This window comes from Olivibacter ginsenosidimutans (assembly GCF_039542865.1).
Lineage (GTDB): Bacteria > Bacteroidota > Bacteroidia > Sphingobacteriales > Sphingobacteriaceae > Olivibacter > Olivibacter ginsenosidimutans.
In genome coordinates, this window is the sequence record NZ_BAABIQ010000006.1 from 59,104 (window position 1) to 84,017 (window position 24,914).

Genomic DNA, 24,914 nt, shown 5'->3' on the forward strand with positions numbered 1-24,914 from the left:
TTTCATGAGACTAATTACAGACGTAGAACAGGCCAAAATTAAATTGCTTACAGAAAGGTCTGTAGAATTTACCCTTATTGAACCTACGGCAACAGGTTTGCAAAAATCCATAATGGATGCAACAGGTCCTGTAAGAATGTATCTAAAAGAGAAACAAGTTCACGATTTTACTGTGCAACATCAGGGGCCAAATAATAAAATCCTGTTAGAGGCAAGGCTTGTTGAACCCTTTAATCTGATAAAGTCAATAAGCTCTCTGTATAGACCGCAGACAAAAAAAGGCGATCCGCGCATCTGGTTTACCGGTTTAAAAAAATATGCCGAGCCTCATGATATTTTGGCTATCCTAACATATAATGGCATTTTATATGTGGTCAATATTACGCAATTAGATATATACCAGTTGCTTGAAGGTAGCATAGAAAATCCATTCAAAGACTTAATTGAGAGCATTAATCGCGAATCCACGGCAACAGCTAAGGAGCTGCTAGATTTATTGCGGAATATCGCAGCGATGGGACCCGTACCAGCGCTGTTAGATGCCGATACTGCCGTTGGCAGAACATTGGAAACGCTTCTGGGTATCAACATAAACTCTTCTAGAAATCCAGATTATAAGGGGATAGAACTTAAATCGTTCCGGGATGAAAGAAAAAACAGGAAAACACTATTTGCACAAGTACCCGATTGGGGAATAAGCAAATTTAAAAACTCAGCTCAAATACTTACAGCGTTTGGCTATGATAGAGGGGATGATTTTAAGCTGTATTGTACTGTTTCCACTATCATCAGAAATTCCCAAGGCCTTAAGTTAAAAATCGACAACAACCTTGGCCAACTTATTGAAAACTCCGATAAAGATAATGTAGGGGATTTCGTTGTTTGGGGGTTGGAGATGTTGCATAAGCGTTTGTTAGAGAAACATAATGAGACATTTTGGATATCAGCCAATTCTATAGTTGAAGATGGCAAGGAATATTTCCATTATAAAAAGGTTGAACACACACGAAAACCTATTGTTTCGCAATTTGATGTTTTGATGGAGCAAGGCCTGATCACTTTGGACCACTTAATAAAGCGAAATTCTAAGGGTAGAGTAAGCGAAAAAGGACCTTTGTTTAAGATAAAACCAAACGCTCTAAATCTCTTATTCCCACCGAGTGCATTGTATGACCTTTGTTAGACCATCAATAAGTTAACTTCAAGTCATCTATTTCTAATCAGATTATTTTGCTGACGCCAGCAAAATGATGGAATATCTCTGCACTTATTAAGTATATGTGTCTTTTTAAAAACATCTTCTTACACGTAGCAGCCCAAAAGGATAAAAGGCTGAACGTGATGCTTCTAAGGCCTGATGCCCTGATGCATAGTTTTCGGGTTATTTGTAGATGGCTGGTGAATGTGCTATGCTACAACCAATACATCCCTTTTACAAACCTTGAATTTTCCAGATTATAACTACATTTACCCATATTTCAGCGCTAAAACTAAATCAAAACCTGATGCAGCATAACATATTGGAATATTGGCCTATCTGCTTATTGCTGCTATTATCCGGCTTATTCCAAATTCTCCGTCCTTTTATTGTCGGCAAGGTTGGCGAGAAAAAAGTAGCCTTTGTTTTAAAGTTTCTCAATAAACGTGATTATAAGGTTATACATAATGTAAAGCTTTACGGTAACGGATATAAGACACAAATCGACCATATTGTTGTCTCCAGATTTGGTGTTTTCGTTATTGAGACAAAGAATTACAAAGGATGGATATTGGGTGGTGAGCGATCCTATTGTTGGACACAGGTCATCTACAAGAAAAAAACGAAGTTTTACAACCCCATTCTGCAAAATTATGGACACATCAAGGTGTTAAAATATCATTTGTCTAATTACCCTGATATAAGATATATTTCAATAGTAGTATTCACAGGGAGTTCCACGTTAAAGGTGAGAACCAGTTCAGAAGTAATCAAAATTTTTACATTGCTCCGAACAATAAAACGCTATAATCAGGTCGTTTTAAGCGAATTGTCAACAGACGAAATCTTCAAAACCATAAAATTGAAGAATAGACGAAAACCTAAAAATTGGCAAACAAACCCGTAATGCACTAATACTTAATCATACCATACTAGGTAATTATGAACATAAACCTTCTACAATTACCAGCGTACTTATTACATTTTCCACATAGAAGAGCACATTATAGTATCTTTGAACAGTGACAAAATATAAACCGCTATGTTCGATTATAACTATCTTCAACAGCTTATCTCCGATGGTATAGAAGAAAGCCCTGGATTGGAATATAAAGCCGCCGGTGCTTTGGCGCGGGAGGACAAAAAGGTGATGGAAATCACCAAAGATGTATCCGCTTTTGCCAACTCCAATGGTGGGATTTTGATTTATGGACTTGCAGAAGATCAGATGCATCGTCATTTGCCTGGCAAAATCGATCCAGTCAACCGCCATGTTATCAGTAAAGAGTGGCTGGAACAAATTATAAATTCCAGGATACGCCCACGTATCCATGGTCTAAAAATACATGTGGTTACCATTCCGGGTAGTGATGACGACGTTGTTTATATTTTGGAAATACCGAAAGGGGAGACCGCCCATCAGGCAGATGACAGACGATATTACCGTCGTCATAATTTTTCTGTGGAGTCCTTATATGACCATGAAGTGCGCGACATCATGGGGCGCCAAAAAAATCCTGATATTTTAATTGAATTTAAGCTGGAGTGGCACAAAGGCATAAACCCGGATGGTTACGAAAATAGAAAGCCAAATTACTATCTTATGCATGTTTATGCCAAGAATGTTGGAAAGGTCTACGCTAAATATATCAATGTACTGCTTACTCTCCCGCAAAGATGTACCAATATACATAGTGACGATCGATACAATAAAAGCCTCGTAGAAATTACAGCAGACAATAAAGTGAGGGACCTAATCATGCCAAATGCTCAGAACTATCTTCGCACTCTTACTATTGCCAAACCGCCTGAATACGGGCCAGCGAGATATGAACCTTTATTACCAGGTATGCACATACTGCTTAAATCAATACCTATTCATGAATATTCTACTGACGTGGGAAATGAGATTTCGTGGATAACCTATGCCGACAATTCTGAATCTAAATTTGGTAGTCTTGAATTTCATAACATGAAAAGAGTTTGATTAGATGTCTACTGGTTTTTGAGTTTAGATAGGAGAATTATTATACTGAAACTTGTATTTTAGTGGTAGTAATTATTTTATTAGCATTGAAGAAGAATCCTAAATGTTTGTATTGTAAAAAGGTAGCGACGACAAAAGACCATGTTCCGTCAAAGAATCTGTTAGAAAAACCTTATCCGAATAATTTGATGACAATTAATGCATGTCTCGATTGCAATAGATCATTTTCATTAGACGAAGAATACTTTTTAAATGTATTAACAATTCTTTCTGAAAGCCCCACATTGAAAGCCAGAACCGAGTTAGGAGGAAGTATATACAAATCTCGATTACGATCTGACAAACTTTATAATAGATTACTGAACTCATTGGTGAATGGAGAAGACGGAAGAACTTATTTTAGGCCTGAAACAGAAAGGCTAAGAAAAATCATTGAAAAATATGCTTTTGGCTTATACTATTGGAAATACAAAAAAGTTGCCCCATTAAACCTTTTTAAATGTGTTGGGTTTTATCCGTTTCAGGTAGAAGAAACTCGACCAGCTGAAATTTTCATATTAATACATAATGAACGTTTCCAAGCAAAAAAATGGACACATATTCAAGAAGACGTTTTTTCATACATTGTTGTAAGGGATTGGAGTAGGAACAATAAACTAACAATGATATTTCATATGCACAATACCGCATGGGCTGTAATTGAAATTCCTTATCCTAGAGGTAAGATAACAAGCAACGCCCAATTAAAATTATTCAACTGAAAATCTGTTTTTAAGTTATGCGCAGGAGCATTCTATTCATACCCTACAATCGGATTAAGCCATAATTAGGGCAGTAAGTCCTTAGGTGTTGATCATAAAAAGAAAAGGTAATTAGGTGTCGCAATACTGTCTGGGACATCTTTATTAAGAGGTGTTTTAATCATAGATATTTTTTTTATAAATCCATCTATTTCATTGAATTTAGGCACATCATTTATAATATGTCTTCTTTTTATCTCATTTAAATAAGCCGTCTGAACATGTGGTAGCGCTGTAGAAGCATGAAAAAGCAAATCTGGCCAAGAAAGACTTCCTAAATCTTGAAAGAAAACGGAGTTCATAGTCAATCTTTCTTGAAATTCACTCATTTTATTTAAATATGATTGTACGCGTAAATGATTATGATCTGAACCATCCTTAAAGATTTCCGAAGGTTGAACCACATCTGTTAATGGTGAGTTGAAGACATTCGGTAAGAGTTCATTGATGAAGTAGTTTAAATCGGTAAGTAAAGTTTTGAGATCGATCTTAAGGTATTGAGGGTCGAGATTACGATATTTTTCATGAAATTTGTGAAGTAAGATGAGTGCCTTGGTAAGGTTATAAGGGTTGGAGAAATAAGTGTTCCAAAGTTTAGTATAATTCAAGACAAAATCTCTAAGCTCGTTAGTCGTCGAATCCTTGGTGATTTTGTGTAAAATCCAATCAATTAATTTGTTAGTAACCGGGTTTCGTATTCCGTCTTCTTCCTCCCATTCGTTGGAAGAAAGATCAAGCGTTTCAGTAAAATACCGCTTAAGAAAACCTTTGACAGAACTGTTGTTGTATGAAGGGGAATTTTGTTGAAAAAATGTACTGAGATTGGTTTTGTTAAGATCAATGTGTTGAAAATCAGAAGTCTCTAATTCAAGGTTGATTACTTCCGAGTCCTGATCAAGATATATGCTATAGAGCAAGAATTGCCCTTCTAAGGAGCCAAATACCTCTAAAAGCTCTCTATAAAAAGCGATCTTACTAGCAATATCATACTTGACAGTCTGATAATGAAGTCGCATACGACGACGAGCTTCAGGTCGGATTTCCTCAACATATTTCATTTCCCTTTCGGTACCAATGAGTCCGCGTAGTGGAATATGAAACTCAAATTTCAAAAAGTTCTTGTTATGTTGAGTAAAGCTCATTTCAAGTCACGCATTAGTTCTTTAAAAAAACCGTTTTCGAGATCAATAAGTACTTGCCTGTCTAGGTAAATATTTCGGTGTTCGCAAGAGGTTTCACTGACTAGCCCACAAGCGAAACAAGAGGCTAAGTTCAGCTCGAACAGACCTTGACCTTCTGATTTCCAACATAGCGGGTCACTGTTACAGATCGTAGCGCGGAGCAAGGCGCTGCGAAACAGACTGTTTAGGTTACCTTCACGGGTCTGAGCAATTAAGCCTCCCATACTGCCTTCAGCACCTTCAGCAGTATAGATCAAACAGCCATACATTTTGGTCTCCTCATCGTTCGAAACGAACAAACGTTCGGATAGTGAGGCAGTGGGATAGCCACAGCGGAACTCTAATTCGCGCATGATCAAATGAGAGAAGGTGTGAACCATATAGAACTGCCAGTTTCCAGCTTCGCCAAATGCAGTCGCTCTGGTGGCAAAACGGTTACGTCTCCGTTTGAACAGGCGCCCAAATCTGTCTACGTCAGTATTCCATGTTTGGATCATTTCTTGGTCAAAAGCTATGAATATCCCCTCCCCGAAGTTCTCTACGACGGGATAGGCGAGCACTTCTTCTGGCCGGGATCGAAAAATGTTCCGGTTCATGATATCGGAGTCACTTCCTTCGTAAGGCTCGACTCTGGAAAAATCGAGTTGAGCTGAAGTGATTTTCAGACGGTCTACCCTAAGTATTCGATGAAAATAGGGCCTAAACAACTCATTGAGATTATCGGTGACATCGTTTACCAAAAGGTCTTTACGTGAAATATTGATCTGTTCCACAAATCTGTTGGCAAGTGCGGTGTATTCCTGATGACGGAACCTGACGTCCCGGTCATCGTCATCGGCTACCTGAATACCTGTGCTCAGATCTTCCCGTAATGCTTCGATTTGTTTCTGAATATTTTCGCAAAGCCCGAACTGCCTGCTATCGATCGCTTGCTGAAGTTCGATCTCCAGATCATTTATCTGTAGTTCACGAGCATTCTTGAACAGTTCCGGCGGCATGAAGATACTAGTCAAGGTTCGGGAGAAATAAAGATTATTACCTGTGGTCAATGCGATTCGGGTATCCTCGCGCCGGCACGCCTCTGCACGCGGATGGGTCTTTCTTACCTCTGGTTTCCCATAATAGTTGGCCGGAGCGCCGGTTTCCGATTCCCAAGGTTTATGGCCCGGACAAATGATCTTGATGCTCATAATGCCCTTGAGTGAAACACCCCGACTGCATTCGCAGCCAGGCGTCTTGCATTTTATCCATTTACCGTCAAATCCCGTAGCATTGGCGGCTGTTTGGCTAATCTTTATGTCAGGGCGATCACAACATCCTGGCATGTCATAGAGATTGACCGGATTGTTGAGGTCATGCGGCTTTAACGTGCGCCAGCGCAAGAAGCTTGGCCAAGGGAAATCGCTGATATGTCCATTCTTGCACAATAGTACGATATTGTCCTGTTTGAGCAGTACCGTTCTTTCGACAGGATTGCCGTTCCGTTGAAAAGATTGTCGGTATTTTGGAGGAAAGAACTTGTCATGTTCTGTACCCCAAAGTGTATACCATTGTTGATAGGTCTTTAGATGATCTCGCTGGTCAAAGAATATCTTAGGAAGAAACTGACTGTTCACAGCCAAATGGGCGCGCCCATCTTCGATGGTGCGATATTGGTCATCCAGTTCGATGTTGGGCACGAGGGCGAGGAACAATAGGTTCTGTGTGCCTTTAGTTTCTTTCAATTCCCTTAACAGTCGTTCGTCATTGGAAAAACAGATTCCTTCGAGGCCTGCCATTTCCTTTACATGCTGCTCCGGTTCCTTCTTGAGCTGTAAAGAGTTTTGGTAGAGCTCATTGATCTTTCTAAGGAACCCCCATTCTTCGATACAGGAAACGATGATACTGCCGTAACTGGTGTGTATAAGCGAACCAGGTCCACCATAGGCAGATAACAGTTTATATTTACTAACAGCTTCATTGGCTTGTTTATTGTGTGATTCTTTCTTTGCCATCTGTGGTTCTATTGTTGTACGGTCTTGATCACGACTGATGGAGCGATCTCCCTCAATGATTCTTTAACGTTCCAATTATTATCTAGAGCTTCGTTATTCCTAGGTGCGAACAGTGAGCTTGGGCTAACACTGTTCCGATACTTAATGTCAAGGGTCGGATCTTGGCCGTTGATGCGGTCAAACCACCGGTTGACCAACAGGTCGTCTAGTTGGTGTCCGATATCTTCAAGTTCTTCTTCCGTGATGATTCCGTCGATATTAGTGGAAGCCCCTGTGGTACGATCCTTGAGATATTCGTTAAGCTTCTCTGCACGTTCATACAGCTCACGGATAGCTATAGTGACCTTTTTTTTGACTGTCGTAATCTTTTGCAAATCGATGGCATTGGCATCATCGTTGTTCGACAAACCCAGTTGGAAATCGTGACGGATGATCACAGCAAGATACATTGCAAAATAACGATCCAGTGCTTTATTGGCGAATGGTGTCACTGATATGGGTTCCACATAACTATAGAACTTCTCATGGAACTCCCGGAATCGCTGATAATGCGAGATGTCTCTCGAACGGAAAGGATGATGTATCGTAAATACTATGCCTTCCTTGTCACGCGCAACACGGCTGGAAGCTTGTATATACTCTGCAGTGTTGCGGGGCATCGAGTTGACCAGCATCGTATTGAAACGGGAAACGTCAATACCGACCGAGATCATGTTTGTTGCTATGACAAGCTCAGGTGGAATTTTGGCCTTCGTGAGCCCCCAGGTTTTTTCTATGTTTGAAAGATTTGATTTCACCTCTTCACCTGAGAGTCTTCCAGTGAGTTCGGAGTCCCGGATCTCCTCGGTCCTTTTGATGATTCGGCTCAACAGGTTCCACGGCATGGTGTTCTTGATGATCAAGTTAAGATCTCCGGGTAGATAATGGGTAAGTTGGGATTGGGTCTTGCCCACTTCTTTCAGGCTGTTGAAATAGGTGAGCACCGTATGGTAATAGTCAAATGCCTTTTCGAACTCTGTGTATGCTGGTCCCGCACTGAAAATCTCGTCATAGTCAAAACGTTCAAGCATGAACTTTACCCTGTGCGCGAGACAGATCGATGCTAAGCGCAATTGCATCCACACTTGGGTCTTTCCAACGGGTAAGAGGCCGATATAACGCCTGTTAGAAGCATATTCGGTCACCTGTTCAGGACGTCGTTTGTAGAAAGAAAAGAAAGCATCATCACAAGTGATACCTTGTTTGGGAAAGATTTCGCAACGCCGGTCGAAAAGGGCGAATATCTGTTTGTCGGTGTTCCGCGTCGTCGCGGTGGACGTAATCACCTTAGGTCGGACCAGCAGGGAAGCGGATCGGTAAGTGCAAAGTTCATCCACGCTCTTTTCGAATAAGCCTACTGCCGATCCCAAAGGACCTAGTAAAAGGTGCAGCTCATCCTGAATAATCAGCTCTGGTGGTATACGATCGTACTGATAGCCTTTGCCGAGCAATCTTCTGGAATCCTCGTTCCGCTGTTGCGAGCCGGTAGCGATCTTGTTAGCGAGGGCGGCGAACTTGTCGACCGTGCCAAAGAGCAGGGTCGGTGGATATTTGTAAATGTCCTCATCGAACAATCGGAGAGGCAGACTTTTGTTCTGATTAGGGCGTCTTGCGTGAAAAGTGCAGCCAGAACTGTTGCACATGATGGTCAGTTTATCATTGATCCCGTAACGCTCTCGATCCGGTTCGATATTGGATAGGTTATGATCTGTGAATAGCGCTCCGCCACACCAAGGACATTCCGTATGGGGCAAGCTAGTCGTGATCGGTTTTCCATCCCTCACCTGTTCGGCGATCTTATCTAAAGCTTCTCGCATCTTTGGCCATTTGTTCGGTAATGACCCTTTTCCGACGAACAGACCGATCGTAATCCTTTCGGCTCCCAAAGAGTTTCCCCCGGGTAAGGGGAACCCGTCCTTACGAATCACTTCCAGCGCGCAGATCAATAGTGTAGCTCGCTGGAATTGTTGCAAGGTCAACAGACGTAAGGTATAACGCATCAGCACAGTGGTGCCACCGCCCCGTTCGTTAGGATGCGTGAAACGACGGTAAGCGACGCAAAATGCAATAATCCCTAAATAAGCCTCTGTCTTACCACCTCCAGTAGGGAACCACACGAGGTCGGCCAGTTCGTTCCGTTCCGGCCAGTCCATACCGAACACGTCCTTCACGATCAGGTCATCCACTGCTGGACGAACGAAAGCATCAACGTTCAGTAGAATGAACGCCAATTGGAAAGAACGCCATTTGTATTCCTCTTGCAGAGATACGCTTTGATAGAAGGCCGCACTGCTCTCAAGAGGTACAAAAGGCCGCTTGTCGCCTTTTTTAGCAGCTTTTATCATAGTGCCATGATGAAGCTGCATGAACATGGCAGTGTTCATCACCCGGAATGCGGCGATAGCCTTATCATCACCCGCTAACAGACGGATGTTTCGGCACAAACGGTCCCGATCGGCTTCGCAGGCCCGCAGTTGCTTTTCAAGTAATTGTTTGCCTTCCTGAATATCACTTTGCTCGAGGTCATGCCATTTGTTAGCGATCCAATCTGTGTAGGCGTTAGTTATCGTCCGTAAATCTGACAAGATATCATCATCGGTCCTGCTAATGAGAGTCGACAGATCGCGGATGGTCAACACGCTTTCGTTGAAAAACCCTACAATCTCCTGACCTTGTACCTTGCTGGGCTTAAAGTCTACGTTAGGGGTGTCCTGTCGAGGAATGAACTCGGTTGCTACGTACCGCTTACCCGATCCCTTAATCTTACCCCAAGTCACGGAAGTATTATAGCCTTCCGCATAGTCCTTGTATTCACGATACAGTAATTTGTTGAAGCTGTCCTCTTCGTCGATGGTCGGAAGATTCGGAGGATTATAAGCGGTGAATGCAGAATCGTCTACTTCGCTCACAGTTATTTTTACGCCAAAGAAGGCAAGTTCGTTGGCTCGATCCTTTTTATTCAATTGTTCCGGCTCGTCTGGTCGAAGCTGAATGTTGCCTTTGTTGACCAGTACCAGCTTCACATAGACTGCATCGCGTTCATGGATATACTGATAGTTCAAGGTAAGTAGAGGAAAGCCCGTTACCGCGATCTCGCCACGCTGAATGGCCGAATCGTCGAAAGCCGGCAGTTCAAGATCGATCTCGTACGATCGCGCTTCCCAGATCGAAGTGGGAAAGTTTCGCTTGGAACTCGTCCGATAGATGGCCTTAAGCTCATTGAGATATAATTTGAGCTGCTGATAGATTTCCAATTGCTCGATAAGGGCACGCAATGATGGAAAACTACTAGAATCTTCGATCAACAGCCGTTGGATTTCATCAAGCAGATTCCCTTCATAGAGTGTTACTGTTGAATAATTCACTCCATCATAGATCTTGTTGACAACGCTATGATATTCCTTATCGGGAAAAAGCGTCTCGATCAATGGGATTACAGTATCTCTTAAAAGTCTATCTAGATGGATATAGTCCAATGCGTAAAGATGTTGATTGATATCGATACCGGGCAACATATACAAGAACAAGTTCCCATCCAGTTCAACGGTAGCAAAAATGCTATTAAAACGACTGGCGATGATCTCAGCTGTTTGCCTTGGATAACGTTCAATCCATATACCCAACCTGCGTTCTTGGCTTTCGTGTTGCCTGACCCGTTGATATTGCCGGAAACATACCTTGGTAAGCAGTGCTTGCTCCGGCCTGATGCCATTGACCAAAGCGAAGGATAGTCCGCAAGTGTTGGGGTAGTTCTGGTTCTTACTGGAGATACTTTGTTCGTGGTCGTCATTGAAACCTTCATCATCAGCCCTGGCTAAGGAATTTTCGTCATCTTCGACTCCGTAATCTCCTTCCTCTTTGTCAGCGGAGATCGCACCTGCTTCATCAGCCGTAACTGAGATGGGGAAAAGTATGGCTGAGCTATACTGATAGGCGGGTAGTTCAGCGATGACCTCGTTCATGTTGTCCGTGGCATCGCACTGAGCCAATACTTTACCAGTAAAATCATTCGTTCCCCAATTTGCGGTAAACATCAGGTGTTTTTTGAATGCACCGGGGCCAATGATCTGAGATTCGACAAACTTTTCAAGGTCGTCTCTTTTGGCAGTAATAGGTTTCACTGGTAGATTCATAAGGCAATTGGGTTAATCTGTTCTATTTTTTCCAAGTTGATTTTCTCGCAAATCTCGTTGATCAAGACGATAGCATCCTTTTGGTTCTCTTTGGTATTCACAGCCGAATCTGGTAGCTTAGAAATTAGCGCGGTAATCTGATCCAACACACGATCGCTCACATTAACACCGAAGCTACCGGTGTCGATCATCAATGCAATAATCTCCGAATAAACCGACTTCAGTAGGTTAATATCCTCTCTGCATTTGACCACATTCCAAGCAGTAAGACTATCTTTAATCCTTAAACGTTCGCAAATGAGAACCCAGTCCCGTTTGGCTCGCGGCATGTGTAGTTCGCCCAAACTTCTATTGCCATATAGGTAATCTTTTTCAAAAGTTTGTTTACTAATGGAAAGTCCTTGTTGCTTAAGCCTATCAAAAATATGAACATCCTTTTCTTCAAGTGATTTGAGGTTCTGGTGCCAATTACGGGCGTCATCGGAAAGTGTAACCAATCGGTCGACCACGAGCTTCAGATCCATATTCTTAATGACATCATCGAGAGGGACGAACAATACATTGGTATCCAGTACAGCAGCTATCGTTCGTATCAATGTACCGTTCTGATTGATCAGTACAGGAGCGTTAGGTCTTAGCACGAGCTTTCTTGTACTGGTATGGATATAAAGATGCTCCGGGGTCGTCCGCTCGATACTTTTCCGTTCCTTTGCCACTACACGTTCCACCAGCTCAGCTGCTGAAAGATCAGCGACAATACCTGACGGGTTGTCCATTTGCTCTTCTTCGTCATTGATCGCTAAAATGCTGTTGAACTCTCGCAGCTCCTTCTTCGATGACCTGAGCACTGTCTCGCTCAAAGTCTTCCACTGGCTTGAACACTCAGGAAATCGTTCATCAAGATGTTCACGCAGGCCGCCGGTCAAGGCATCGAAATGATATTTTAAGGCCAAATATCGCGTGAACGGCTGATAAGTGTAGAATAAGAAATCAGGAACGACGATATGAAAGTTCTCAGGATTACCGCAAAGGGTAATATTGTTCAACAAAATGACATTGAATGGGTCCAATAGATATACCCGGCCGTTGACTATCAACTCCTGGTCGATCTCATCAGCAAAAATTACATCTTTAAAGCGGGTATTCAATTGTTCTTGGAGTGAGAAGATGACTTCATTATGAATGGTCGACTTCGGTAAAACCAGCGTGGCGTTTTGATCCGTTGGAAGGAAACGATCGATCCAATTTACCTCGTAGACGAGTTCAATGATACGCCAACAATCTAACAATAACTGGCCAGAAATATCCGGATAGTCATTTTTGAACTGTACCTTCCATTGATCGACGGTGTAACCTGGGTGAACACAAAGCAACCACTTCACTGGGAAGGGATTTGAAAAAGAATTGAACTTCGCTACGTTCCATTCGTATCGCAAAGCACGGAGCCCGGTGATAAGTTCTGCACCGCAGCCGGTCTTTTTGATGGAAAAGCGATCGGTCACGTTAAGGATATCGTCCTGTTTTCCAAAACCGATCTCTGCCCTGGTCAATATCAGCTCTTGTGCTTCAACTTCTGTATGTGCGAAGCGGTTAGACAGCGAGATCCGGCATATCTTGGATCGTCCACGGAACTCGTTGACCACAGCTGAACTAACATCTACATGATAGGGATAAGTGAAAACGATACATCTTCGAATGTCAGTTTCCAAAAGTGCGTCCAGTACAGCATCCCTTTGATCATCATCATTACGAAAATCTTCAGTACAAAGCATTTTGGCAAAAGCTTTTTCAGAAAAATGCTCAGTTGTCTGTTTGACGAACAAGGTCACGTCATTTTCCAGATCGAACTTTACGGCGTAGGGTATTAAATTTTCTCTACCCATGGCTTTCATCAAATCGAACACATTAGCTACGATTTCCTTATAACCATTGATCTGGTCTCTGGTGAATAAAGGAAGAAAACGGTCTACCGATACGTTTATATCTTTATCAAACCGGTGTAATCTGGAGTTTGAACTACGGTACTCGATCGAAAACTCAGTTTGATAGCGTTTTGTGCGGTCCGCGAGCCTGTAGGTTCTGACATCGAAAAGGCATGAATCAGACAGATCGCTAACTTTGCTAACGGCCATGATTTTGATTAATAAGTCCAGCCAATAATGGTATTCTATCAGTGAAGGCATGATTTCCTTATGATAATAAGGTATTTTCAGCACGAGCTCTTCGCCACCTAAGGTCAGCCATTTGTGATACCAGCTGCCGATCAAAGATAGCAATACCTCCTGTTCGGGCACAAAGCTTCCTCGGTCCTTCATGACCTCAATCACAGTACTATGTATCTTTCTCAGTTCCATAGCACACATTTGAACGAATAGATCGCTCGGGTCACGCCGATATAGTTCTCCGTTTTTGAACGATCATCGAAACCGGCAGTGATGAGCAAGATATGTTCAGCCTCTAATCCCCTGAACTTGATCGGAGTGGTATACCTAATCTTCAGGTTCTTGACATTGATATTGCTCTCAGTCAGCTCCTCAATAGAACGAGCGAAGTAATCCTTGACTAGCTTGCTAAACTCGTCGAGCAATTGGTGCCCGACCAAGATGATGTATTTGGATGGGTCTTGTTGCGCTTCATCGATCAGATTCTTCAACACTGTCAGTCGAGCGACCAAGTCCTTGGCTGGCGAACATAACTGCGCATGATCTTCCAGTAACCTTTTATACTGGCTGTTCTGTAAGAGCATCGCCACGTCGGAAATACGTTTGTTCTGCGTACAACGCCAAGTCGTGTCGAATAAGTAATGAACAAAGTCATTTTCTAATAAATAGTCTGCATACCAGTCGATATCCTTGAAATTCCGTATTATGGCCTGCTCCGAATCGTAAAGAATAAGAAATTTGGGATAATATGCCGCCTCTACTCGATCGATAAGCTGATCGAGGCTCTTATCGAAGAACTCCTGTGCTTCATCAATGATCAGGAAATCGATATTTTCTGTGCTAATTGTTGCTATTAGATCTTGATGGTAAATTCGGAAGCTAATAAAATTAGGATCAAGCTTATATTCTTCGCAAATCAAATGGCGCATCTTGGCTCGCAAAAGTTGATTGGCACAGAAATAGATTCCTTTATGCTGTTTTAAAATGTTATCAGCTAAGAATTTGGTGGCAAGCACTGTCTTACCTGTGCCAGGGCCACCTTGTACCATAACTTTCCGGTTCCTACGAAGACCTTTTAATATTTCATAATTCTCTTCCAAGATAATATCATTCCTAATCCTATCGGGATCAAAACCGTAAGTGGTCTGTATCGGGAATAGCTCAGAACGGAGCCTGTTAAGATCCCTCTTGTTCAGCTGGGGGAACTGTTCCCATATTCTTATCTCTACACGATCTTTCGAAAGATGATTGTGCAATTGTTCGATAATTCTCCGGCGAGAGCTTTTGGCCAAGCGCACAAGGAAATCAAAGAAGAGAAGATTCTTGGCTCGGTCGGAGTCTTTTATATCCAGATCGGCCTTTGAGAAAAACAGATAGTCGTAAGCGGAAAACTGAGGGCCTTTGAGCAGGAAGTTAGCCTCATGCGGAAAAATGACCGCCCGATAAACAAACGGTGATGAGTCGATCAATGCTCTCAAAGAATGCACATATTCTTTAACCTGATTGAAAGGATTCTGAGCCTCATATCTTTTATTCCTATCCTTACTATCGTAGGAATAGAACACGTCATTGTCGTCAACCTCAATCGCTCCCCCTTTGACCTCTATAATGAGCAGACCGTATTTGCTCAGGATCAAAAAATCGATCTGACCTTCTACCTTATATTCACTATAAGGATGAGCAGAAAGATTATAATTGTGTTTAACATACCATGTCTCATCCTTCAACAATTCGTGATCGTTAAATTTCATCAATTCTTGATAAACCCATATTTCACCATGTAACGGGCTCTTATCTGGTTTACAGATACAGCTAGCTAACTCATATCGCGGATAGTTATCGATGAAGTGTACCGGCATACTCAGTCAATTTCTGGTGCGTTAGCGACCGTACATATCTTATTTATCCCGTAAAGGGCCATGATCTGACTTTGCGGAACCACAGTCTTGTTTGGAAAAATGACCAGCTCTCTTTGTTCGAAGACGTCTTTTATGGCGTACTGTTCTATGATAGTAGCAAGTCGTTCGATTAACTTTGTAGGCTCCAAGTAATTACCGATATTCTGCTGTTGCTCATACATCATCTGCATCGTTGGTGAACTAGCAATACTTTCGGAAAAACCATTATTAATGACCTCGATGAAGCGTTTTCCATTCGGGAAGGTCTCGATAATCGATTCGAAATCTGTAAATCGCTTATCTTCGAAGTTCATAGTCGGAAAACCGTCCCCATTGCCATACTGGACGGAGGTTATCCACCTAAACCCTGTTTTCTCCTTGTTCGTGATATCATAATTAGATAGAGTAACCGTGATATTGCCATGCTTGAAGGGATGCCGTCTGAACCTCGAACCGTTATTGCGTACGGGAGGCTTATCAAATACGCCTTCCTTAAACGTATTAAGATTCTTGACACCTTTTAGTTTTGGCACTCGCCGGACGATCGGTTCTGCGATCAATGGCAATTCGAGGGCTGCCCGAACAGTAGCTGCAAAATTTCGGCTTACAGATGGACAAACCGCATTACCGACTAAACGCCATTTAGCACCTTCAGATCCTAGAAACTGATAAGTTGATGGAAAGCTCATTAGCGTAGCGGCCTCACGTACCGTCGGTGTTCTGAATTCACCATCTCCATGCCTATTGTACTCCGATCGATAGATAATTGCTTCTCTGGAAGTACCGATTTTTGTGGCTGTAATGGTACGACTTGGTTTATCCTCGTTTTCAGGAAAGGACATGGTTCCCATATAAGGATGGTTAACCTTTAAGTACTTAGAGTTTTTCCATTCTGACGCATAAAGACCTGTATCATAGAAATGATCTGTTAATAAGGAAGTGCTCAGGTTCAATCCCGGATACATCGAATCTGCAAACTGTTTATGGGATTGGGGGATATTTGGACTTGGCAAGCACTCCCTGATTGATCGCAGTGTTTTGTAGACTGGAAGTTGTGATGAGGTTTCGTCTTCTGGATTCCTGTGGGTCGCAGTAGGTATAACTAACCGGTCTAGCCTGATAATATCACCGCTGATTGCCCTTTTTCTAGCCTGCGGAGATCCATAATTAGCAGAATTGACCACCAAGCTATGATCTTTCATTACGATGGCGATATCATCCGGTGCTTTACCACTTGCTATTGCCCAATCAACCAAGTCCAAATCTTGGAATGTGTAAATTGGAGATAAGTGCGAAATAGACTTTGTCACATTCTCCATGAACCAAGCTTGCAACTTTGAATCCCGTTTATGTTTTTTGACCGCCACAATACGTAAAAATGCTTTGATCAATTGAAGTCCCATCGATTTATCTGCCTTGCCTGATCGATTTGAATTGGAAAAGCTCACACATGGGGGACTACCAATAACCACAGTGGTGTCGGGTAGTGTTTCAATTTTTTCAACGGAATACAAATAGTCCAACATGTTCTGAACTTTGCAATCTAAGTCAAAATTATGATTAAAAGTGTCGATGGCAGGTTTCCAGTTATCAACGCCATATACGATAGTAAATCCCTGTTGTCGAAAGCCTTCAGAGAATCCTCCTGCGCCACAAAAAAGATCAAGTACAGTTAATTCATCCATTAATAGGAATATTAATTAGAGTTCGAAATATTTTTATTATAAACGATGTTTTAAAGTCACGATAATGACCTCAAAATCTCAAATTCTTTTCTACCACGCATTATTACTCCATATTTGAACCACCGATTTACCTTGAAACTTTTGAATTGCTTCCATATATGTTAAACCTTTACAACTATCTGAATATAATAAATTCGATGACCTTGTTGGGGTCTAGCCTAAGCGATTCTGAGACCATTTTAAGACCATCAGCAGCGTCTGGTTTGTCTGATATATTTTGTATTTATTTGAAAAGCGAATAATTCATAAGCTTCTAGTTCCTTTGTTATATAAATTTTTTAACTTCCATGCTATCCATCTTTCAGTTCCTTTATTGCCGATTCAAGTTCCTCAATCGTAGGCATATCACTTTTGAGTTTTTTCGGAAGTTGATAGTCAGCTACCCCCAAAGGTGAATTTATTCCTTTGAGTGAATACTTAATGACCGTTTCGTTCGGTGTTTTGCAGAGCAATACACCGATAGTTTGATTGTCGTGTTTGCTTTTTATTTGCTCGTCTATGGCATTAACATAGAAGTTGAGCTTTCCGGCATATTCAGGTTTGAAATCACCAATTTTCAGCTCAAAGACAACGAAGCAATGCAAATGGAAATTGTAAAACAGTAAATCCAAATAAAAATCTTCATTGTCTACTTGGAGATGATATTGGTTGCCAACGTATGCGAAGCCTTTACCCAATTCTAACATGACCTTTCGGATATGTTGAATCAATGCTTTCTCCAACTCCCTTTCTTGAACGTCTTCACCAATACCTAGAAAGTCGAATATATACGGACTTTTTAAAGTCTGTTTCGCGAGATCGGATTGGGATTTGGGAAGGGTGGTGTCGAAATTAGTAATAGCCTCTCCTTGCCGTTCGTGGAGTTTGCTTTCTATTTGAAACGACAGAACACTTTTGCTCCAACCATTTTCTGCTGTCTTATGTATATAAAACAGTCTATATTTAGCAGATTTAACCTTGTCTAATATAATGGTATGATGCGTCCATGGAATTTTTGCAACCACTGGTTGCAAAAAACTATTTTGCTGTATTTCAGTGTTTTCTAATTTTGCAGCCGCCGGTTGCAAAATTGTCTCATCAGATTTTGCAAGGTCCGCTTGCAAAAATTCAGGGTAAGCTTCTGCGAAGCTCCGCATGTACCTCAGGTTACGAGGAGAGAATCCATTCATCTCTGGAAATTCAGTTTTTAAATCCTTAGATATTTGATTAACAATTTTTGCACCCCAGCCAGCTTCCTTTATTTTATTGGAAATATCATTGCCCATAGACCAATACAATATCAGCATTTCTGTATTTACAGATAATGCTGCGCGTTGTTGAGCCTGCCGAATTTTCTTTTTGAGCTCACCAAGAAATTGTATATAGGTATTATCTATTTCCATCCAGTTATTTCGTCTAATCCATCCACCTCACTTCCTTTGCCGTGTTTTTGATTTTATATAGCGTCGCCCAACGAGATTACTTTATAATACTCTTCGGGACGTCCCACTTTATTTTTTCTTATACTATTCCCTGTTTTTTCGACGTTCTCTTTCAGTGCTTCCGAAAAGAGCCCCGTTATACGTGTAGCTGAGCCAAGTTTTTCCTTAAGTTCTTCGGAGAGACTTTCGTATACGTCAGCGGAGAGAAATTCCTCTTTATCTTTAAACTTTTTTAAAGCGTTAAGAATAACTTTGTTTAAGTCAAGCTTATTATATTTACCTCTTGATTCGGGTGGGCCGGTTTGATTTCTTTCGTGTATTACCGCAATTGTAGCCGGAGGAAGTTGCTCTTTCAGCGGTGGAGGAAATTCAGGGTCGGCGAATTGATAATATTTTAAGCCAAAAAGTTGAGATATAGTTTCCGCTTTAGTTATAGTGGGCCCATTTTTCCCCTTTTTGAGATCTTCGACTATATCTGTTGTTGCTTTAAGCAATTTCTTAATGTCGACGTTGTACAACCCATAATAATCCATATAGTATTCCAGTGCTGATACAAATTCTTCGACTACAACTCTAGGGCTCATATTTTGTTGAAAATATTTTTATATTTTGTATTTATTTATTTACCTTTGTTTTAGTGATTATAAAAGCGACACGTAGGGTAGAGGCTTACCTCTACTAACAACGGTGTTACTCTCGTTCAAAAACCGCTAAACTTTGCACGCGAGAGGACTGCGGTTCGCCATTTTCTACTGGAAATACTATCTTTACGATATATTTTACCAGTAGGGTGGACCGTTCATGAGTCTCTCTTGGGTGCAAGATTCGGGTTCTCGGGTAGACCTGATGGCTGGTTTCTTAGCGGTTTCCAGAGCAAGGAGCAGAACGGTTCGCCTTATTGGTTATAAGGCCTATCAGCCCCAATCCAAGCTTCACTGAGAGTACATCGTTTACATAACCAAAAAATTATGAAAACGAGTTATTCACACAACCGACAAAACTACCCATCACCAAGCCGCGCAAGCTGGCCTTGCCGAGTGCCTCGCGCACAAGCAAAACCACTTCAAGACCGTATCATCCTCATCATAACGGCTCCCACTTAGCACTTAAATCCTTTCTTTTTCTCTACTTAAACGATGGCAATTAACCAGCGTAAGGGGAGAGATATGTTTAATTGTTTCTAATTTTTTATACCTAAATCTAATTAAAAATATGAAGGTTTACGCTCATAGGGAATACCTATGTCTCAAATTTAAGCTTTATAAGCATACATACAAAAATATTTTAAGCTTTTTTTCGTCAGACGGTGAAGGTCACGATAAGAGAATAGGCTCACATACAGCATGCCAAAAAATACAGAAAAGGCTGAACCGGCTTTTTGTCGGGCTGAGTGCTGGGATTATTAGGCTATTCCAGCAAAATCCCGCACAAACAAGCCAATTTCAAAACAGCAACCACAGGCCAGAAAATGGGAAAAATCAAAAAAAGGTTTCATTACCTATAGAAAAAAGTTACATTTGGTTATCCGACAATAATGATGTTTGTTTACTAAAAACGGACTATCGGCATACATTAACCAGATTATACACCCTCAAACCGAGGATATATAATAAAATAGTAAAACGAAGCATTTTAAGCTTTTCGTTCTTAAAGGTTTTGTTCTGTGTTTGTTTGGCACACGCCAGTCAGCCCCTTGGAGGTCCGGGGGCTGGCAATGGCGTGTCCTTCATACCAGACTCGATTAAGCCACTCACCATTGGCGATACCATTCCGCAAGATTTATGGAACATTCCGCTGCAAATGGTACAGGCAGGGCAGGAGGGAAACACTACCGTAAAGCTAAAAGACTATAAAGGAAAGCTGATTATTTTGGACTTCTGGGCTACCTGGTGCGGGCCTTGTGTAAGCGAAATGCCCCACCTGTTGAAGCTTCAACGTCTGTTTTCAGATAGCTTGATAGTGATACCGGTTACAGACCAAGCTGCACCAACGATCAGCACTTTTATTCAGCGGAAAAAGGATAGCGATACAACAGGGTATTGGGCAGATTTTTCTTCGCTTACCAGCGATAAAATACTGCACAGCGTATTTCCCAATCAAGGTATTCCACATACCGTGATCATTAACCAAGCGGGGCAAGTGGCTTCGGTAACCGTTCCCAGGTTCTTAAACCGCGAAAATATACACAACTTACTGCGCAATGGGTATGCTTATATACCTAAAAAAAGGGAAGGACGCTTCGAAGAAACCTTGTTATCACCAACTTTTAAGGACGTAAAAACCTACGGCAAGACCTATTACTCCTGTATTACGGGATTTACGGATGGTTTTCAGGCCGTCAATATGGAATACCGCGATACTTCCCGGAACCTGCAGCGGATTACCGTTTCGGGCCTACCGATCACTTACCTCTATGCTATTGCGGGTATGGCGCCAAAGAAAATAAAATTTACGGCCAATAGACAGATACTACTGGTTAAGCAGCCTGAAAAATACACCAACTACCTGATGGATGATGGACAGCCGGCCAGCCAGGACCTGGCTTGGGCACGGAAAAACACGTTCAATTACGAGGCAATCTTACCGCTCAATTTATCAAAGGATGAATGGAAAAAGAAGATGAAGATGGATCTGGATGTTTTCTTTGGTGCGACTGCTACGCTGGAGAAACGGAAGGTAAAGTGCTTAATAGTCAGGCGTAATGACAATATACAGCGTGCAAAGAGCAGACACCAGCAGCCGGTAGTTGTCTTAAATGGCTATACCTATAATAAAGATATCACTGGTAGATCTTATTTAGGACCCGCAGCGAGCGGAGCGGTTAACTATATTCATCAGGTAAAGATTCGTGATCTGGTGAAAATATGTAATGATCCACACGCTGGCCTATCTTTTGGCTTTTTGCCGCCCACCTTCGATGAAAGCGGATTAGATGACTATCTGGACATTGATTTACCAAACAATCTGCAGGATTTTACTGCATTAAGGTCAATATTAAAGCAACAGGGGCTAGACATCAATGAGGAAGAGCGCGAGCTGGATATGATGGTGGTCCGTGAGAACGGCTATACGCCCGCAACGGATAGTTTAACGTGTACTAAATTTGGATATATACCTACAAACAACCTAAAACCATGAAGAAAATCATTTACTTTTTATGTTTATTATGTCCCTGTACCGCTTTTGCGCAGTCGGGTAGCATGTTCCAGATCAAAGGAACAATAGTGGCGGGACACAGCCAAAAACCGTTAGCAGATGTCACCATACTGGATGTGACAACCGGTGGAAGCATTAAATCGGATGGTAACGGACAGTTTACGCTATCGGTTAAACGGGCGGATACCGCCATCATCCGTTTCTCGGCCGTTGATTACGAAATACAGCAACTGAAACTTTCGCCGCCTTTTCCCGATGCTTTATTGATTCAAATGGACGAAAAGCGGGTGGAGCTGGAAGAGGTAAACGTAACCACGGGTTATCAGGAAATTCCCAAGGAACGTTCAACCGGTTCTTTCGAACAGGTAGACCATGCCCTGTTTAACCGTCAAATCTCAACAGATGTGCTAAGCCGTCTGGATGGTTTAATGGCAGGAGTTGCTTTTGATAAACGGAACGGAACGGCCATGAATTTCAACATTCGTGGTTTAAGCACCATCACCAGCCGTATAGCAAAACCGCTTATTGTGGTAGATAATTTCCCTTATGAGGGCGATATCAACAATATCAATCCCAACGATATCGAGTCGGTCACCGTATTGAAAGATGCTGCGGCAACTTCCATATGGGGAGCACGCGCGGGCAATGGCGTCATGGTAATCAAAACAAAGGCAGCGAAGTTTAACCAACCCTTCCACCTTAGCCTAAATACCAACTGGACCGTAACGGCTAAACCTGATCTATTCTATACGCCACAGATGTCCACGGCAGACTTTGTTGATACGGAAGTCTTCCTGTTCGAAAAAGGAGTATACGATTCATATCTGAGCAATACGCGTACCTGGCCGATCGTATCGCCCGTTGTTGAACTATTGGATAAAAACCGGAAAGGCGATTTAAGTGAAGCTGCACTCCAAACGGCGCTTAATAACCTGAAACAACAGGATATCCGGAATGACATCAATCGGTATTGGTACCAGAACGGAGTGAACAGGCAATATGCGCTTGACCTGAGCGGGGGAGGCCAAAAGGTCAACTACCGCATGGGTCTTGGCTATGATGATAATGCCTCTACACTGAAACGTAACGGCTACCAAAGGCTTACCTTGAAAACGCAGAATAATTTTCAGATAAACCGAGCGCTGGATGCTCAGGTAGGCATACAATATACAGAAAGTAAACGGGTCTTAAATAATAAGGGTACTACGATGATCAATCCGGCAACGGGCTACGCCATATATCCTTACGCGCGCTTGGTAGATGATAAGGGGAATCCAACCGAATTGCCACATGGCTTCCGTAAGAGTTTTCTGGATACCGTGGGTAATGGGCGTCTGTTGGATTGGAGCTACAGTCCGCTAAAGGAGCTGGATATGGCAGATCATTACGAACGGCTGAATGATCTTCTGGTTAACATGAACCTACGCTATACCTTGTCTCCCAACCTTCATATCGAAGCAAAATATCAGTATGAGAAACAATTTCTGGATAGCAGGGAGCACTTTAGCGGAGAAACATTTTATGCGCGCGATCTTATTAACCGCTTCACGGTATTCGACGGAGAAACCAACCGTTATAATATTCCGGTAGGAGGGGTGTTGGATCGTTCGAACGGTGATCTGAAGTCGCATTCAGGGCGATTGCAGATCGATTACAACAATACATGGGCGGAGAAGCACGAGGTGGCGTTTATAGGAGGAGCAGAGATCAGGCAGACGACTAATACCTCGGCAGCAACACGTTCTTACGGTTATGATGATGATGTGCTGACAAGTGTACCTGTTGATTATGTGACGCTATTTCCGATAGTCTATGGTCTGGCTTCGGCAACCACTATTCCCTGGAATGATAGCTATAGCGGGTCAATGAACCGCTTCCTTTCTTTTTATGCCAATGGCTCATATACCTATAACAGGCGTTACGTGCTCAGCGCCAGCGCCAGACGTGATGCCTCTAATTTATTCGGTGTTGAAACCAATCGTAAATGGAATCCATTCTGGTCGGTAGGTGGGGCATGGAACCTTTCAGCAGAAGATTTCTACCGTATATCCTTCTTGCCTTATGCAAAAGTCCGGGCAACCTACGGCTATAGCGGAAATGTAAATAATGATATAGCAGGGGTAACAACCATTGCCTATAGACCGGCGGCTTCTTATAACCTTTTACCATATGCCAACCTGGAAAATGTACCCAATCCGGATTTACGCTGGGAACAGGTAGGCCAATTGAATGTAGGTTTAGAACTGGCTACCAAAGGAAACCGGTTAATGCTGGATATCGAATATTACCGTAAAAAGGCTACCGATTTGATTGCCAGTGTGCCGGCAGATTTAACAACGGGCTTCCGTAGTTTAACCATGAACAGTGCGATTTTGCAGACCAATGGTTGGGATGCCACACTTCAGGCAAACGTATTGCAAGGAAAATTGGCTTGGAACAGTGTGCTTACCGGCTCGGTAAATAAAAATAAGGTAGTCAGATACCTTAAGGAACAACCTACTCCTGCGAACTGGGTGAGTACGGGTACCAATTTGATACCTATTGAAGGGCAGCCTGCCTATTCCGTGGTAAGTTATCGATGGGGCGGATTGGATGGCCAAACCGGAGACCCAATGGGTTATGTGAACGGCGAGCTGAGCAAAGATTACGTGACCCTGACCAGAAATGCAACAGCGGACGATCTGGTTTTTCATGGCTCTGCGCTCCCACAGTATTTCGGTGCATGGCGAAATACCTTACGTTACAGGGGATGGTCCTTATCAGTCAACGTAACCTATAAATTTGATTACTACTTTAGAAAGGAAACCATCATGTATGCGGCGTTATTGAGTAATCGGCCTGCGCTGGGCCATGGGGATTATTACCAGCGGTGGCAGCAACCCGGCGATGAGCAGCTTACTACGGTTCCGTCTCTGAAATATCCGGCTGATACCCGACGTGATCAGTTCTATGCAAATTCAGCCGCCAATGTAGAAAAGGGAGATCACATCCGCCTGAAAGATATACAGCTCAGCTACCTGTTGCCACTTTCGCAGAAGGAGTCTTCAACGGCTAGGAATTTGCGTTTTACCTATTATGTAAATAACGTTGGTATTTTATGGCGGGCCAATAAATCAAATTTTGACCCCGACTTTTTATCGGCACCACTTCCATTAACCATGAGCTTGGGCTTAACCTTAGACCTTTAATTTTTGCATACC

At 42.3% G+C, this 24,914-nt stretch carries 14 protein-coding genes; 6 read left to right on the forward strand and 8 right to left on the reverse strand.

The window, feature by feature from the left end; genetic code table 11:
• The first annotated feature begins 4 nt into the window (after positions 1-4).
• From ABD930_RS06325 to ABD930_RS06340, 4 genes are all read left to right on the forward strand, one after another.
• A complete protein-coding gene (locus ABD930_RS06325) occupies positions 5-1,183 on the forward strand; it encodes an MvaI/BcnI family restriction endonuclease (RefSeq protein ID WP_345230870.1) in 1,179 nt (392 codons plus the stop codon).
• A 322-nt stretch (positions 1,184-1,505) separates the two neighbouring features.
• On the forward strand, positions 1,506-2,105 hold the full coding sequence (locus ABD930_RS06330) for a nuclease-related domain-containing protein (RefSeq protein WP_345230871.1): 600 nt from the start codon (positions 1,506-1,508) through the stop codon (positions 2,103-2,105).
• Positions 2,106-2,240: 135 nt separating this feature from the next.
• Positions 2,241-3,185 (forward strand): AlbA family DNA-binding domain-containing protein, encoded by a 945-nt coding sequence (locus ABD930_RS06335; protein ID WP_345230872.1) that lies wholly within the window; start codon positions 2,241-2,243, stop codon positions 3,183-3,185.
• Positions 3,186-3,370: 185 nt separating this feature from the next.
• Entirely contained in the window at positions 3,371-3,946 is a 576-nt protein-coding gene (locus tag ABD930_RS06340; RefSeq protein ID WP_345230873.1) for a hypothetical protein, read from the forward strand.
• Positions 3,947-4,038: 92 nt separating this feature from the next.
• Here ABD930_RS06340 and ABD930_RS06345 read toward each other — a convergent pair whose 3' ends face one another.
• The 8 genes from ABD930_RS06345 to ABD930_RS06380 all read right to left on the reverse strand — a co-directional run bounded on the left by ABD930_RS06345 (position 4,039) and on the right by ABD930_RS06380 (position 19,142).
• A complete protein-coding gene (locus ABD930_RS06345) occupies positions 4,039-5,097 on the reverse strand; it encodes a hypothetical protein (protein WP_345230874.1) in 1,059 nt (352 codons plus the stop codon).
• A 26-nt stretch (positions 5,098-5,123) separates the two neighbouring features.
• Positions 5,124-7,160, reverse strand: a complete 2,037-nt coding sequence (drmB, locus tag ABD930_RS06350) for a DrmB family protein (protein WP_345230875.1) — start codon at positions 7,158-7,160, stop codon at positions 5,124-5,126.
• Between the two features lie 8 nt (positions 7,161-7,168).
• Positions 7,169-11,332, reverse strand: coding sequence for a helicase-related protein (locus ABD930_RS06355; protein ID WP_345230876.1), 4,164 nt, complete (start codon positions 11,330-11,332; stop codon positions 7,169-7,171).
• Positions 11,329-13,686, reverse strand: coding sequence for a hypothetical protein (locus ABD930_RS06360; RefSeq protein ID WP_345230878.1), 2,358 nt, complete (start codon positions 13,684-13,686; stop codon positions 11,329-11,331). The genes ABD930_RS06355 and ABD930_RS06360 overlap by 4 nt, the downstream gene beginning before the upstream one ends.
• On the reverse strand, positions 13,677-15,353 hold the full coding sequence (locus ABD930_RS06365; protein WP_345230879.1) for an NERD domain-containing protein: 1,677 nt from the start codon (positions 15,351-15,353) through the stop codon (positions 13,677-13,679). Before ABD930_RS06365 ends, ABD930_RS06360 begins: the two co-directional genes overlap by 10 nt.
• 2 nt (positions 15,354-15,355) lie before the next feature.
• Complete coding sequence (locus ABD930_RS06370) at positions 15,356-17,077, reverse strand: DNA cytosine methyltransferase (protein WP_345230881.1); 1,722 nt, start codon at positions 17,075-17,077, stop codon at positions 15,356-15,358.
• Positions 17,078-17,427: 350 nt separating this feature from the next.
• The gene (locus ABD930_RS06375; RefSeq protein ID WP_345230882.1) at positions 17,428-18,519 is read right to left on the reverse strand and encodes a PDDEXK nuclease domain-containing protein; all 1,092 of its coding nucleotides are present in this window, start codon (positions 18,517-18,519) and stop codon (positions 17,428-17,430) included.
• A 53-nt stretch (positions 18,520-18,572) separates the two neighbouring features.
• The gene (locus tag ABD930_RS06380; RefSeq protein ID WP_345230883.1) at positions 18,573-19,142 is read right to left on the reverse strand and encodes a hypothetical protein; all 570 of its coding nucleotides are present in this window, start codon (positions 19,140-19,142) and stop codon (positions 18,573-18,575) included.
• Between the two features lie 1,072 nt (positions 19,143-20,214).
• Here ABD930_RS06380 and ABD930_RS06385 point away from each other — a divergent pair.
• Entirely contained in the window at positions 20,215-21,696 is a 1,482-nt protein-coding gene (locus ABD930_RS06385) for a TlpA family protein disulfide reductase (protein ID WP_345230884.1), read from the forward strand.
• Entirely contained in the window at positions 21,693-24,902 is a 3,210-nt protein-coding gene (locus tag ABD930_RS06390) for a SusC/RagA family TonB-linked outer membrane protein (RefSeq protein WP_345230885.1), read from the forward strand. Before ABD930_RS06385 ends, ABD930_RS06390 begins: the two co-directional genes overlap by 4 nt.
• The last annotated feature ends 12 nt before the right edge of the window (positions 24,903-24,914 follow it).

What these genes read in the sequence shown, in the direction of transcription:
- ABD930_RS06325 (WP_345230870.1), top strand. Translation starts at nt 5, where the DNA reads ATGAGACTAATTACAGACGTAGAACAGGCCAAAATTAAATTGCTTACA.
- ABD930_RS06330 (WP_345230871.1), top strand. Translation starts at nt 1,506, where the DNA reads ATGCAGCATAACATATTGGAATATTGGCCTATCTGCTTATTGCTGCTA.
- ABD930_RS06335 (WP_345230872.1), top strand. Translation starts at nt 2,241, where the DNA reads ATGTTCGATTATAACTATCTTCAACAGCTTATCTCCGATGGTATAGAA.
- drmB (WP_345230875.1), bottom strand. Translation starts at nt 7,160, where the DNA reads ATGGCAAAGAAAGAATCACACAATAAACAAGCCAATGAAGCTGTTAGT.
- ABD930_RS06355 (WP_345230876.1), bottom strand. Translation starts at nt 11,332, where the DNA reads ATGAATCTACCAGTGAAACCTATTACTGCCAAAAGAGACGACCTTGAA.
- ABD930_RS06360 (WP_345230878.1), bottom strand. Translation starts at nt 13,686, where the DNA reads ATGGAACTGAGAAAGATACATAGTACTGTGATTGAGGTCATGAAGGAC.
- ABD930_RS06365 (WP_345230879.1), bottom strand. Translation starts at nt 15,353, where the DNA reads ATGCCGGTACACTTCATCGATAACTATCCGCGATATGAGTTAGCTAGC.
- ABD930_RS06370 (WP_345230881.1), bottom strand. Translation starts at nt 17,077, where the DNA reads ATGGATGAATTAACTGTACTTGATCTTTTTTGTGGCGCAGGAGGATTC.
- ABD930_RS06375 (WP_345230882.1), bottom strand. Translation starts at nt 18,519, where the DNA reads ATGGAAATAGATAATACCTATATACAATTTCTTGGTGAGCTCAAAAAG.
- ABD930_RS06380 (WP_345230883.1), bottom strand. Translation starts at nt 19,142, where the DNA reads ATGAGCCCTAGAGTTGTAGTCGAAGAATTTGTATCAGCACTGGAATAC.
- ABD930_RS06390 (WP_345230885.1), top strand. Translation starts at nt 21,693, where the DNA reads ATGAAGAAAATCATTTACTTTTTATGTTTATTATGTCCCTGTACCGCT.